Source organism: Dactylosporangium sp. NPDC050588, from assembly GCF_040654975.1.
GTDB lineage: Bacteria > Actinomycetota > Actinomycetes > Mycobacteriales > Micromonosporaceae > Dactylosporangium > Dactylosporangium maewongense.
Genome location: NZ_JBFAJA010000098.1, coordinates 36645 through 49166 on the forward strand (window position 1 = coordinate 36645; position 12522 = coordinate 49166).

The following is a 12522-nucleotide window of genomic DNA, read 5'->3' on the forward strand; positions in this document are numbered from 1 at the left end:
CCGGGAGCGGTCAGCCGGGCAGGAGCGCGCGGCGCATGCTGGTGGCCAGCCAGCGGCGGAACGCGTCCTCGGGCCAGCCGCGCTGTGACACCAGGGCCGCGTGGTGGCCCGGGTCGTTGTAGATCCACAGCACGTCCGTCGCGGATTCCGTGTCGAGTGGCGGGGCGAGGTCGCCGAGCGTCTGGACGTGCCTGACCACCATCGCCGCGCCCGCCCGGCGGTTGCGCTGCAGGGTGTCCCACAGCTCGGCGACCTCCGGCGCGTCGTCGGCCGCCCTGCGGACGGTTTCGAACAGCAGCGCGGCGCGGCGGGCGATGACGACGCACGCGTCGGCGTAGGCGTCGAGGACCGCGCCGGGCGTGGTGGCGTCCCAGACGGGGCGGAACCACGGCCTGTCGGCGACGGCCACGGGCTCGTCGTCGCCGGCGAGCGCCTGGTCGAGCACCTGCTTGAGGAGGGCGGGCTTGGAGCCGAAGGCGGCGAAGACGGTCGGCCGGGCGACGCCGGCGGCTGCGCCGATCTCGGCCAGCGAGGTGACGACATACCCGCGCTCGACGAACAGTTCGCCGGCCGCGGCCACGATCGCCCGGCGGGTCCGCTGGGCGCCCTCCTCGCGGACGGACGACTGGTACCGCCGCCGCGGCTTGCCGTTGACATCGCTCATGGTTCCGCCATACTAGCAACGTATTCATTAGACGCGGGTATGGTGAATGGAGCGGGTCATGTCAGACACGGAACAGGTCCGTCCGTACGTGCGGCGCGACGGCGAGGGTGAGGCGCTGTGGTTCCTCGGCAGCCTGGTGACGGTCAAGGCGACCGGTGCGCAGACGCGGGGGCGTCTCACGGTCGTCGAGTTCGTCAACCCGCCCGGCTTCGCGCCGCCGCTGCACCGGCACCTCGAGGAGGACGAGCTGTTCTACGTGCTGTCCGGCACGGCACAGTTCCACTGCGACGGGCAGGTGCTGTCCGCCGGCCCGGGTGACTTCGTCCTGCTGCCGACGGGACTGCCGCACTCGTTCGTCGTCGGCGCCGACGAACCCCTGCGCACCCTGCAGATCACCACGCCGTCAGGTTTCGACCGGTTCGCCGCGGCGGTCGGCGAGCCGGCGCGGGAACCCCGGCTGCCCGACCCCGGACCGATCGATCCCGTCGCCCTCGGCCACGCCGCGGCCCAGCACGCGATCGAGCTCCTCGGACCGCCGCCCGGGCACTGAGCCCGCCGAGGGAGGAGTTTGTCCTGACCTGCCACGGGTATTCCGAAAGGCCTGCATGAGCCCACTTCATGGAGGTACTCGCCATGGTCACCAGCAAGCCCGCGAAGGCCGTCAAGCACGCCGTCGAAGCCGCCGCAGAGAAGGTGGCCGACCTGCTGACGCCCGACGTGCCCGGGTCGCCGGGCAGCGGGACCCCGACGGTCGAGGAGCCGACGACGCCGGCGCCGCCGCTGCCGGCGAAGCAGGACCAGGGTGCCCCCGACACGCGGACGCCGACGGGGGAGAAGACCGGCGCGCCGCCCGTGGCGAACGGACAGCAGGGCGCATACCTGACCACGGCGCAGGGCGCGCGCCTGCGCGACACCGACCACTCGCTCAAGGCCGGGCCGCGCGGGCCGACCCTGCTGCAGGACCACCACCTCCGCGAGAAGATCACGCACTTCGACCACGAGCGGATCCCGGAGCGGGTGGTGCACGCGCGCGGCGCCGGCGCGCACGGCGTCTTCACCGGCTACGGCACCGCGGACACGTTGACCCGGGCCGGCTTCCTCAGGAAGGGCAAGGAGACCGACGTCTTCGTGCGGTTCTCCACGGTACTGGGGTCCCGCGGCTCCGCCGACACCGTGCGCGACACGAGGGGCTTCGCGACGAAGTTCTACACCGAGGAGGGCACGTTCGACCTGGTCGGCAACAACATGCCGGTCTTCTTCATCCAGGACGGCATCAAGTTCCCCGACATCATCCACGCCGGCAAGCCGCACCCTGACCGCGAGATCCCGCAGGCGCAGAGCGCGCACGACACGTTCTGGGACTTCGTGTCGCTGCACACCGAGGCCCAGCACCACGTCATGTGGAACATGTCCGACCGGGGCATCGCCCGCTCGTTCCGGATGATGGAAGGCTTCGGCATCCACACGTTCCGGCTGGTCAACGACGCCGGCGACACGGTGCTGGTGAAGTTCCACTGGAAGCCGAAGCTCGGCGTGCACTCCCTGGTGTGGGAGGAGGCACAGATGCTCAGCGGCATGGACCCCGACTTCCACCGCCGCGACCTGTACGACGCGATCGAGTCCGGCGCCTACCCCGAGTGGGAGCTGTGCGTCCAGGTGTTCCCGGACACGCCGGAGGAGACGTTCGCCGGGATCGACCTGCTCGACCCGACGAAGATCGTGCCGGAGGAGCTCGCACCCGTGCAGGCGGTCGGGAAGATGGTCCTCAACCAGACGCCGCGGGACTTCTTCGCCGAGGTCGAGCAGGTCGCGTTCCACCCGGGCCACCTGCCGCCCGGCATCGACGTCACCAACGACCCGCTGCTGCAGGCCCGGCTGTTCTCCTACCTCGACACCCAGATCACCCGGCTCGCCGGCCCGAACTTCGCGCAGATCCCGATCAACCGGCCGCACGCGCCGGTCAACGACATGCTCCGCGACGGCTTCCACCAGCAGGCCGTGCACGCCGGGGTCGCACCGTACCGGCCGAACTCCCTCGACGGAGGCAACCCCTTCGTCGCCGGCGACGCCGAGCACGCCTTCCTCGACACCCCGGTGACCGTCGCGGCGGCGCCGAAGATCCGCGCCAACCCGGCGTCGTTCGACGACCACTTCAGCCAGGCCCGGCTGTTCTGGGCCAGCATGTCGCCGGTGGAGCAGGAGCACATCGTCCGCGCGTACACCTTCGAGCTCGGCAAGTGCTACGAGCAGGCGATCAAGGAACGGCAGCTGCAGGCCCTCGCCAACATCGACCCGGTGCTGTGCGCGCAGGTGGCCGCCGGGCTGGGCCTGCCCGCACCGCAGCCGGCCACGCCCGTGGCCGCGGTGACGCCGAGCCCCGCGCTGTCACAGGTGGGGCGCGTGTGGCCGCCGGACGGCCGCACCGTCGGCGTCGTCGTCGACCCTGAAGGCGACATGGCCGATGTACGAGCCCTCCGCGAGGCCGTGTTCGCCGCCGGCATGGTGCCGCTGCTGATCGCGCCGCACGGCGGGATGGCCGGCGGCCTGCCGGTCCAGCGGACGTTCGCCACCGGCCGGTCGATCGAGTTCGACGCCCTGCTGCTCGCCGGCGCGCCCGTCCCCGCCCCCGACGCACCCCCGTCCCGCGCCGCCGAGCCCGCCGACGCCGCCGTCGACCCGCGGGTCCTGCTGCTGGTCGAGGAGTGCTGGCGGCACGCCAAGGCGATCGGCGCCTGGGGCGCGGGCACCACGGTGCTGACCACGACCGGCGTCACCGGCGCACCGGGCGTCGTCACCGGCGACGCCGCCGAAGCGGTCTTCGCGGACGTGCTGCGGCTGATGGGCGCCCACCGGGTCTGGGACCGCTTCCCCGCCACGATCGTCTGACCGTCGCGCCGCCGCTGAGGACCCGTGCCGCGAGCGGGTCCTCAGCGGTCGCGGTGACAACCGGCCCGGCCACCCCGAACGCATCGGCGGCCGGGTCGCGGGCACGCCGGCAACCGACGGATGCGGCTGATGCCCGGGACCACGGCACCGGCATAACGGCCGGATCGGCGGGTAGCGTGCCGCGGTGAACGCACGGACGAATGAGCCACGCGTCGGGATCACACCGAATCTGTTCGGTATCGCGTACGGCCTGACAGGCCTGGCCGGCTGCTGGGGCTACGCCGCGGTGCTGGGATTCGCGCCCGCCCTCGTGTCCGACATCCTGTGCATCCTGGCGGCCGCGGTCTGGCTGACGCTGCTCGTCGGCTACGTCACGCAGGTGTCGCGGCGAGCCGGCGGCTGGGGCGCCGAACTGACCGACCCGGTGCTGGGACCGTTCATCTCGGTGATCCCGATCGTCGGCATGCTGCTGTCCATCGGCCTGATGCGGCACGACCGCGGAGCGGGCCAGTGGCTGTTCGGGGTGTTCGCCATCATCACGGTCGTGCTGGCCGGGTGGATGACCGGCCAGTGGATCGCCGGCGGCCTCGACATGGACAAGCTGCACCCCGGGTACGTGCTGCCCACGGTCGCCGGGGGGCTCATCGCCACGATCGGCGCGGCGCTCGCCGGCTGGCCGGGGCTCGCCCGGGTGTTCTTCGGCCTCGGGCTCGTGTCGTGGCTCGTCATCGAGTCGATGATCCTGGCCCGGCTGTACTTCCGCGGGCCGCTTCCCCCGCAGCTGCAACCCACCCTGGCGATCCTGGCGGCGCCGCCCGCCCTCGCCGGCCTGGCGTACCTGGCCATCACCCACGGCAAGGTCGACGCCGTGGCCTTCGGGCTCGCCGGCTACACGCTCCTGGCGGCACTCGTCCAGCTCCGGCTCATCGGCATGTACCGCCACCTGCGCTTCAGCTCCGGATTCTGGGCGTACGCGTTCCCGTACGCGGCGGTCGCCACGTTCGGGCTGCACTGGATCGCCTACGGCCACCCACCGGGAGCCCGGATCTGGGCCTGGGTCGTCATCCTGGCGATCACCGCGCTCGTCGCCGCCCTCGCGGCCGAGACGACAGCGGCGCTCGCCCGGCACCGCTTCCTGCCGCAGCTGCGCTGAACCTCACCGCCGGCGGGTCGGCCGGTACACGAGCTCCTGGGTGCGCCCGTCGAGGGTCCGGCTCTCGAGCAGCTCGAGGTCGAAGTCGGCGGCGCCCCTTGAGGATCGGGCTGGTCCCGGTCAGGCCCGAGATGACCGGGAAGATGGTCACCTGCAGGCGGTCGACCAGGCCGGCGGCCATCAGCGCCCGGTTCAGCGACAGGCTGGCCTGCGAGCGCAGCGGCACATCGGACTCCTCCTTGAGCCGCTTGACGATGTCCACCGCGTCGCCGCTGACGATGGTCGCGTCGGGCCAGCCGAGCGTGTCCCGCAACGTGGAGGAGATCACCGTCGCCGGCATCCGCATCGTCCGGACGTTCCACTCGTCGAGCGTGTGGGGGTCGATGCCGGAGGACATGATCTCCGCGTTCTCCCGGAACGTGGTGGCGCCGAAGACCATGCGCTGCGGGGTGTCGAACAGCGCGGCGCGGCCATGACGGCACGCGACGACGATGTGGACACCGAAGCCCCCGAAGGTCCGGTTCCGGCGGCCGGACGTGGGCAACGGGTGCTCGACGTGCTGGACAGGGCGATCGGTGTCCACGGCTCGCTGGTGGCCAGGAACGTCGCCCGGGCCCGCCAGCGGAACCCGGACGCGACACCGGCACAGGTGATCCGCAACCTGGAGCGGATGTACGTCAGCGCCCTGGCCGGGACGGGTGCCGCGGTCGGCGGGGCCGCGACCGCGCCCGGCGTCGGCACGGGGATCGGCGGTGGCGCCAACGCCGCCGTCGCCGGTCTGGCCGCGCGCGCCGCTCGCCGCGCGTTCGGCCCACCCCCGGAAGTGTGGACGTACGAAGGCGAGGTGGTGGATGTCGTCGACGCTCCCTAAGCGGCGTCTCCGACCCGCTGGACGTCGCCGTCCCACCAGTCGCCGGTGATGCCGGAGGCGAGGGCGATGTCGCGGGCCGCGGTGTAGGCGGCGAGCGCGCCGTCGCGGTCGCCGAGCGCCTCGCGGGCCCGGCCGACCGAGCCGAACAGCGCGTTGGCACGGAAGAACCGCTCCCGGTCCTTGCCGCCCTCCACGGTGGTGGGTGTCGTGTCCGCCGCCTCCGGCCCGGCCGTGCGCAACGCCTGCTCGCACAGGTCCCGGGCGCGGGCGCGCAGCGCGGCGGCCTCGTCGTCGCCGGGCGTGCGGGCCCGCTGCTTGAGCAGCCGCTCGATGCCTTTGCGTGCGGTGTCGCGTCCGTACCGGCGGACCTGCTCGACGAGCCACAGATCCTCACCGGCGGCCCGCAACGCGGTGGCCTCCGCGGCCCGGGCCAGGGCCACCGCGCGCCTGGCGGCGAGACCGCCCGAGAACCGGACGTCGTTCCAGTACGCCTCGCCACGGTTCCGTTTGGCGTCCGGCGCGTCGATGGTCCGCTCGACCAGGGCCCAGTCGTCGTCGGCGGCAGGGTCGCCGACCGCCAGCCGGCACTCGTGCCGGGCCGCGGCCAGCTCGGCCACGCGGACGTCGCCGTCGACGCAGGCGGTCAGCCACGGGATCGCCTCCGCGTACGCCCGCTGCCGGGCCAGCGCCAGCGCCATGTCCTCGGCCCCGCCGAGCGCCACCATGCCGGCGGCGTCCGGATCGGTCGTCATCGCCAGCAGGAACCGGAGCGCCTCGTCGTGCTTGAGCCCTTCCGACCACATCCACTCACCGATCGTGTGCGCGGCGAGGTGCGCGAGGGCCAGCCGGTCGGACGGGTCGCTCACCCCGATGCCGGCCTGCAGCGCCTTGACCGTACCGGTGGCGTTCCAGGACTTGCGGCCCGCGATCCGCTCCACGACCGGGCTGCGGCGCTGGACCTCCGCCAGCAACGGCACCGGCACCTGGTGATGGCCGGTGTAGTCCTCGTCGCTCGTCCACGGCGGGACACCCCAGTCGCCGTCGGTGGCCGCCAGGAGCCGATGGACGAGGGCCGCCTCGGTCCGCTCGCCCGCCGCTTCCAGGCAGGCCGCGGCCTCCCGCAGCGGTGCTCCGGCGTGCTCGTCGTCGAACTGCGCCCAGTCGCGTCCCTCGTTGCCCTCGCGGATCAGCGACGGGATGACCACCGGTGGCGGCAGGACCGCGGCCCAGAACCGGTGCGCCAGCACCGCGTAGGCGGACAGCCGCCCGACCACGCGCCGCTCGGCCCCGTCCACCTCGACCGTGAGCTCCAGGTCCGGCCCGTGCACCTCGACCCGGAACGCCGGCACCGGCCGCGACACCCCGAGCCAGAACTCGGCGTACCCGGCGAACACCGCCGACAGGCTCCCGGCCAGCTTGGACATGCGCCGAACCCTACCGTCCGGTGGCTTCCTCGCCGTCGTCGCGCCGTGGGGACGCGCTCGGGAACCGCGACACCGGATACCGGCCGGACATAACCAGCACCAGGGAGTACAGCAGGCCGGTGTCGACGTCCCACGGTGCCGTGTCTGGTCTGGCGATCCGCAGGCCCTGCCAGGCGCCGTCCCAGTACGGATCCGCGAGCAGTGACACCACCGCCCCGTCGGTGGTCGTGGCGACCGGCAGCGTCCGCGCCGACTCGACCCGCAGCACCCCGACGAGCGGGCCCGGCGCCGGAGCGGGCAACGCCTCGGGCGGGGTGAGCGTCAGGTACCTGTCGAACGTGCCGGGACCATACTGCTCCATGAGCCAGCGGTAGTCGTCCGGCAGCTCGACCCCGATCCGGGCCGACACCGCCGCCCAGTCGACGGGTCCGGGGCGGAGCGCGGGTCCGGCCAGCTGGGCCAGCCGGCCGGGCAGGTCGGCGCCGTACGTCAGGTCGACCTCCACCGTCAGCGGCAGGTCGGCGTCCTCCTGCACCGCCGCCACGGTCACCGCCCAGTGCCCCGCCATCAGCCGAACCCGGGTTCCTTGGCCGGCACACGGATCCAGCACGAGAGGGTCGGCGGGCTCCAGCCCGAGCCGGTCGGCGACGATGCCCACCATCGCCTCGGCATCGTCGTACTCCGCGACGCCGTCGGCCACCATCCGGCAACGCTCAACCTCGCTCATACCGAATACAGTGCACCCGACCGCCGCGCCGGGTCACACCGGTGCCTCGCCCGGGCGTGTCGGCGCCTGATGCTGGCACGATGGATCGATGGTGACGATTCGAAGGTTCGACAATGCCGACGCCCCCACCGTGGCCGGCATCATCGAACGCTGCCTGCGCGAGGTCAACAGCCACGACTACCCGAGCGAGATCATCGAGCGGATGTGCGCCCACTTCACCGCGCAACGCGTCCAGGAACTCGCCGCGCAACGGCAGATGTTCGTCGCCGAAACAGACGGGATCACCGGCACGATCTCCCGCGCCGGCAACAAGGTCCACAGCATGTTCGTGCACCCGACGTCCGCCGGCCACGGCATCGGACGACTCCTCCTGCGCCACATCGAGGCGCTGGCCGTGACCGACGGCTACGACCACATGGAGACCAGCGCGAGCATCACCGCGCACGACTTCTACCGCCGGCTCGGCTACGTCGACGTCCGCTCCATCGAGACGGACTTCGGCCTGAACCACATCCTGCGCCGGGACCTGCCCTGACGGCAGTCCACCTCCTGCCGCGGCACCGTCACCGGCCGCACAGCGAGCCGGCGGCGGTGCCGAACTCGTCGGCGTACCGCAGCAACGACAGCCACTCGGACGTCGTCCCACAACAGATCCGAGGTCATGCCGTCATCGCTACTCGCCGCTCTGCTCCGGCTCGGTGACGTCCTCGGCCATCGCGAGCAGCTCCGGTGCAAGCTTCGTGCGCGCGGCCAGCACCTCGACGCCGACAAGGCGGCCGGACCCGTCGAAGTCCAGATTGATCATTCCGTCGACCCCGATCGGGTCGCACGCGTACATGCGGGCCACTCTGGCGCCCTCGGAGCCGGGCCTGAGGTAGATGTAGGCCGCATTCACGGCCTCGTCGTAGGTGACCTTCAACTGAGCCATGCCCCAGCGTCCCACGACGGTCAATCGCGTTGTGTTCTGCGCGAGCTACCAAGTCACGGCGGTCGGCAGGTGCCGTACGGCGACTGAAGCCGGGCGCCACTCGCGCTGTTCCGTTACAACTCGAAGTGCCGCCAGGACGGACCGGCGTACGCCGGCGGGTCCTCGCGGCCACCCTTGATGCTGTGCCACCGCGCGGGCCAGTCGGCGGCGGGTCCGGCGAGCATCGCCCGCACCGCGGCGGAGCTCTCGTCGGGCCGCTGCGGGTCCCACGGGGCGTCCACCCAAATCTGGTACTCGTCCGGCTCCTCGAGCCACACCTCGAGTTCCCCGGTGCCGACCACGCCGACCCGTACGCCCTCGATCCCTGACGGCAGGGCAAGGCCGGCGAGGATGAGCCGCCCGGCCCGGTGCATCGCCGTCTCCCAGCTGCGGTCGGCCTCGATGCGGGCAACCTCGGCGTCGTACGCCGCGGCATCGAACAGGATTGTGCGCCGCTCGCCCACATGACGAACGCCGCGCCGGTCACCCACCTCCCAGCGCACCACGTCGCCCTCGCGGCGGACCCGCGCTTCGATCGCGCAGCAGTCCGGGCCGCAGCTCGGGCAGCAGGCAAGCGTCGCGGTCGTGAAGTCGCCGGTCGCCACGAAACGGTTCACCGGCACCAGCGCATCCCACGGGCCTGGGCCGTCGTCGCCGTTGGCGTGGCTGATGTCGTCGCCGTCGATCCGCACGATCACCCGCACCTGCTCGGCAGACCGCGTATGCAGCGCTTTTTCGAGCGACAACGACAGCAACGACACCACGACCGCATCCTACGGCGTCGGTCTGAAGGTCCGGGACGCGCGGGTCGCGGTAGCCGGCCGCCGTGAGTTCGATGCCGTTGGAGACGAGTCGGCAGTCGAGATGCATCGGATTACCTGCGCGAGTGCTGGCGGTACTGGCCGGGGGCCAGGCCTTGCTCCCGTTTGAACGCTTTGGCGAAGGCGAATTCGGAGGTGTAACCAGTGCTCTGCGCTATGGTCTGCACCGATGTGTTGCTGTCGCGCAGCAGGCGCGCTGCCAAGGTCATCCGCCACCAGGTCAGGTAGCCGAGGGGCGGTTTGCCGACCAGTGAGGTGAACCGGCGCGAGAAGGCCGCCCGCGACAGCCCGGCCTTCGCGCCCAGCGCTTCGACCGTCCACTGCCGGGCGGGTTCCTGGTGGATGTGGCGCAGCGCAGCGGTGATCGCGGGATCGGCCAGCGTCGCGGCCCAACCGGTGGCCGGGCCGCCCTCGGTCTGGTCGGCGAGCCAGGCCCGCAGGATGTAGAGCAGCATCACGTCCAGCAGGGCCGAAACGACGGCTTCGGTTCCGTGGCCGGGGTTGGCGATCTCGTCGCCGAGCAGGTTGACCGCGTTCACTCAGACGATCATGCAGCAGGCGCCGCGTGAGTAGTTCGCCGTCGACCGGCCGGCGTGCCGTGTGCCGCTGGGTTCGAATCCTGTCCGGTCCAGTTGCATCCTCATCTGGCAATCACGAGTCACCCCTCGCCGCTGGGTGACCGGGAGGACCGTTCGTTGGTCCAGGGCTCGTCCGGCCCGGTCCGGTAGGCGCTCTCGCCCGGCTCGAGGTCGAGCACGTCGAGCAATGTGAGGTCGTGCTCGACGGCGTGATGAAGGTGACTGAGCTTGCCCGTGGCGGGGTCGGCGTCGCTCGCGCCGATGAGTTGCCAGAGTCCGTCGTCGGCGTCGTGGCTGACGTACAAGATCGGCTCTGTCCGTGCGAAGACCTCACCGGTCTGAATGCTGGTCGTGCCCAGCAGCCAGTGCTTCATCCACCGCGCGCGACGGTCGCGCTCCATGACGTGGTCCACCACCCACCAGATGAACGGCAGGTCCTCGTGTGCGCGGGCCTCGCTCGCGGTCAGGTCGGGGCCACCCTCGGGTACGCGCTCGAACGCTTCGTCGACGAGCGAGCAGGCGTAGCTGTCATCGTTGTCGAAGACGATCGCGTGGAAGCTGGCGCCGCCCGGATTCCCGGCCCCGATCCCGACAGTGAGCCGTGCGACGTGGTGCTCCGCCCCGGTCGTCCAGCCGAAGGCGTACGACGCGAGCTCACCGCGCGGCCCGACGAACTCGCCGAAGGCGCGCCGCTCCAGACCCATCCCGACCTGCGTCTCGGTCAGCCTGCCCTCGATCACCTTCACGTTCACGCGGCCAACCTACAACAGAGCCCAGCGCCAGACTGTGAACGTCCGCTCATGCCGCTGTCCTCGCGTGGCTGTAGAGGCCGTCGCGCTACGCGGTGGCAGTCCGGTGTGTCAGGCGTGCTGTGGTGGGCACCCATTCCTGGCACGACATCGTTACCCTTCGCTGAGGTCGCCGCGGTCTCGATGGCGAGCGCAATCTCGTGGAGGTCGCCTTGACGGACGGGTCATCCCAGACAGACGGTTCATCCGAGCCGGCACCGCGCGGCGGATCAACACCGTCCGACAGCAGCCGCACCCGCGGCCTCCAGGCCATCGTTGCCGCGATCGGACTGGCGGCGTTTCTGGTCAGCCCGATCCTCGGCTGCCTCCTGCTTATGGCCAACAATGAGAACGACGCGAACCGGCGAACCATCGCTGAGCAGCGGGCGACGATCGACGAGCTGCGCGACGCGAACAGGATGCTGCGAGCGCTGGCCGCGAATCCCATCGTCCAAGCCGACCCGAGCCCGAGCCCGAGCCCGAGCCCCGCGACCGGACGGCAGCTTCGAAGCGGAACACTGCTCCTTCCGTACCTCTACTGTGTCGACCTGGACACCATCGCGGTGGAGTACTGGCGGATGACGAACGCGGACTGCGGCAATGGCGCCGATTTGCTGCTCGGCCAGGATTATCAGGGACTGCGAGCGACCGCGGGGACCCTGGATCCGGCGCCCAACGGGCGAGCCTCATTCGCGGGATGCCACAGTGGCGGAATGATCGGCCAAACGATCCCATATAGTGAGCTCATTTCGAAGCGCCCCATCTGCGCACGAACCAGCGCGAACAACGTGGCACTGCTGGAGGTCGTGTCGATCGAAAAAGGACCGGCGCATCCCGACCTGATCACCTTCAACGTGACCGTATGGGCGCCGTAACTCACACCAAGCAGTCATAACGACCGACGGCCATCCGGACGGCGACCCCGGTGTCGCATCGACCCTGACCCATCGGCAACGCATTGATCAGAGCGTCCGCTCGTAGCCGCAGGTGGCGCGCGGCCGGCGACATCCAGGGGAGATCACCAGGAAGTGGAACGCGCTGCCGCAGCAGACGCGCTGCGACACGGGCCCGAACCCGATTCCGGAGGGAGGTCCGAAACGGAGCTCCTCCGTTGACTGAAGACACTCTGTCGCCGGTTCGCTGCGGGCGTAGCGGTTGCGGCTGCTGGGCGCGGGCCCGCTGCTCTACCGTTCGGTCATGTCCGACGTCCTGCTGGTGCATGACCTCGTCGAGCGGCTCACCGGCTGGCTGCACCGACTGATGCCACCGGGCGCGCGACGCGACGCGCTCATCGCCGTGCTCACCGAACGGTTCGGGGCCGTGGACGCCCCGGTCGCCGGCGCCGACTGCGTGGCGATCGAACAGTGTGCGTGGACGGTCTCCCGCCATCTCGCGCTCACCTTCGAGCCCGGCGGCACCGGCGGGCCTGACACCGTGTCGCCGGGCTGGCCGGATCCCGACCCTGACGTGGTCCGGGCCCGGGCCGCGTGCGTTTCGCAGGTGCGGCGGCTGGCGGACGGCACCTGCCTCATCAGCGTCGACGACCTCGACGCCGTCAGCCTCGCCCAGCCGTATCTCGACGCCGCGTTCGCCCTCGCTCAGGGATCGGCCCGGATCCTGCTCGACCTGCGCGCCAACGGGGG

The 12522-nt window shown here is 71.4% G+C and carries 15 protein-coding genes; 7 read left to right on the forward strand and 8 right to left on the reverse strand.

Annotated features, from left to right (window positions below):
• Window positions 1-10: 10 nt before the first annotated feature.
• On the reverse strand, window positions 11-664 hold the full coding sequence (locus AB0I21_RS47665) for a helix-turn-helix domain-containing protein (RefSeq protein WP_360571137.1): 654 nt from the start codon (window positions 662-664) through the stop codon (window positions 11-13).
• Window positions 665-722: 58 nt separating this feature from the next.
• Between AB0I21_RS47665 and AB0I21_RS47670 the strand changes: the two genes are divergently transcribed.
• From AB0I21_RS47670 to AB0I21_RS47680, 3 genes are all read left to right on the forward strand, one after another.
• Complete coding sequence (locus AB0I21_RS47670) at window positions 723-1214, forward strand: quercetin 2,3-dioxygenase (protein ID WP_360571139.1); 492 nt, start codon at window positions 723-725, stop codon at window positions 1212-1214.
• 83 nt (window positions 1215-1297) lie between these two features.
• Complete coding sequence (locus AB0I21_RS47675; protein ID WP_360571164.1) at window positions 1298-3550, forward strand: catalase; 2253 nt, start codon at window positions 1298-1300, stop codon at window positions 3548-3550.
• Window positions 3551-3734: 184 nt separating this feature from the next.
• On the forward strand, window positions 3735-4703 hold the full coding sequence (locus AB0I21_RS47680; protein WP_360571141.1) for a hypothetical protein: 969 nt from the start codon (window positions 3735-3737) through the stop codon (window positions 4701-4703).
• Here AB0I21_RS47680 and AB0I21_RS47685 read toward each other — a convergent pair.
• Window positions 4624-5286 carry a dihydrofolate reductase family protein gene (locus tag AB0I21_RS47685; RefSeq protein ID WP_360571143.1) on the reverse strand — a complete coding sequence of 221 codons (663 nt, stop codon included), beginning with the start codon at window positions 5284-5286 and terminating at the stop codon, window positions 4624-4626. The genes AB0I21_RS47680 and AB0I21_RS47685 overlap by 80 nt on opposite strands.
• Between AB0I21_RS47685 and AB0I21_RS47690 the strand changes: the two genes are divergently transcribed.
• Entirely contained in the window at window positions 5260-5574 is a 315-nt protein-coding gene (locus tag AB0I21_RS47690; RefSeq protein WP_360571145.1) for a hypothetical protein, read from the forward strand. The genes AB0I21_RS47685 and AB0I21_RS47690 overlap by 27 nt on opposite strands.
• On the opposite strand, the gene AB0I21_RS47695 is transcribed toward AB0I21_RS47690, so the two are convergent.
• The gene (locus AB0I21_RS47695) at window positions 5571-6998 is read right to left on the reverse strand and encodes a hypothetical protein (RefSeq protein ID WP_360571147.1); all 1428 of its coding nucleotides are present in this window, start codon (window positions 6996-6998) and stop codon (window positions 5571-5573) included. The genes AB0I21_RS47690 and AB0I21_RS47695 overlap by 4 nt on opposite strands.
• 10 nt (window positions 6999-7008) lie before the next feature.
• Window positions 7009-7725 carry a hypothetical protein gene (locus AB0I21_RS47700; RefSeq protein WP_360571149.1) on the reverse strand — a complete coding sequence of 239 codons (717 nt, stop codon included), beginning with the start codon at window positions 7723-7725 and terminating at the stop codon, window positions 7009-7011.
• A gap of 88 nt (window positions 7726-7813) precedes the next feature.
• Here AB0I21_RS47700 and AB0I21_RS47705 point away from each other — a divergent pair, with 88 nt between their 5' ends.
• Complete coding sequence (locus tag AB0I21_RS47705; protein ID WP_360571151.1) at window positions 7814-8260, forward strand: GNAT family N-acetyltransferase; 447 nt, start codon at window positions 7814-7816, stop codon at window positions 8258-8260.
• 138 nt (window positions 8261-8398) lie between these two features.
• Here the strand turns inward: AB0I21_RS47705 and AB0I21_RS47710 are convergent, their stop codons facing one another.
• The 4 genes from AB0I21_RS47710 to AB0I21_RS47725 form a co-directional block, all read right to left on the reverse strand.
• Window positions 8399-8653, reverse strand: a complete 255-nt coding sequence (locus tag AB0I21_RS47710; protein WP_360571152.1) for a DUF2283 domain-containing protein — start codon at window positions 8651-8653, stop codon at window positions 8399-8401.
• A gap of 113 nt (window positions 8654-8766) precedes the next feature.
• Window positions 8767-9456: a hypothetical protein gene (locus AB0I21_RS47715; protein ID WP_360571154.1), complete on the reverse strand. Its 690-nt coding sequence runs from the start codon at window positions 9454-9456 to the stop codon at window positions 8767-8769.
• Between the two features lie 110 nt (window positions 9457-9566).
• A complete protein-coding gene (locus tag AB0I21_RS47720; RefSeq protein ID WP_360571156.1) occupies window positions 9567-10052 on the reverse strand; it encodes an AraC family transcriptional regulator in 486 nt (161 codons plus the stop codon).
• A gap of 119 nt (window positions 10053-10171) precedes the next feature.
• Window positions 10172-10843 (reverse strand): hypothetical protein, encoded by a 672-nt coding sequence (locus tag AB0I21_RS47725; RefSeq protein ID WP_360571158.1) that lies wholly within the window; start codon window positions 10841-10843, stop codon window positions 10172-10174.
• A 197-nt stretch (window positions 10844-11040) separates the two neighbouring features.
• On the opposite strand from AB0I21_RS47725, the gene AB0I21_RS47730 reads away from it, so the two are divergent.
• Window positions 11041-11754, forward strand: a complete 714-nt coding sequence (locus AB0I21_RS47730) for a hypothetical protein (RefSeq protein ID WP_360571160.1) — start codon at window positions 11041-11043, stop codon at window positions 11752-11754.
• Window positions 11755-12076: 322 nt separating this feature from the next.
• Window positions 12077-12522 (forward strand): hypothetical protein (locus AB0I21_RS47735; protein WP_360571162.1); only part of this gene is annotated, 446 nt, incomplete at its 3' end.

Bases quoted from the DNA above. Each gene is read 5' to 3' on its own strand.
- AB0I21_RS47710 (WP_360571152.1), bottom strand. From the start codon at position 8,653: ATGGCTCAGTTGAAGGTCACCTACGACGAGGCCGTGAATGCGGCCTAC.
- AB0I21_RS47695 (WP_360571147.1), bottom strand. From the start codon at position 6,998: ATGTCCAAGCTGGCCGGGAGCCTGTCGGCGGTGTTCGCCGGGTACGCC.
- AB0I21_RS47670 (WP_360571139.1), top strand. From the start codon at position 723: ATGTCAGACACGGAACAGGTCCGTCCGTACGTGCGGCGCGACGGCGAG.
- AB0I21_RS47665 (WP_360571137.1), bottom strand. From the start codon at position 664: ATGAGCGATGTCAACGGCAAGCCGCGGCGGCGGTACCAGTCGTCCGTC.
- AB0I21_RS47675 (WP_360571164.1), top strand. From the start codon at position 1,298: ATGGTCACCAGCAAGCCCGCGAAGGCCGTCAAGCACGCCGTCGAAGCC.
- AB0I21_RS47705 (WP_360571151.1), top strand. From the start codon at position 7,814: ATGGTGACGATTCGAAGGTTCGACAATGCCGACGCCCCCACCGTGGCC.
- AB0I21_RS47700 (WP_360571149.1), bottom strand. From the start codon at position 7,725: ATGAGCGAGGTTGAGCGTTGCCGGATGGTGGCCGACGGCGTCGCGGAG.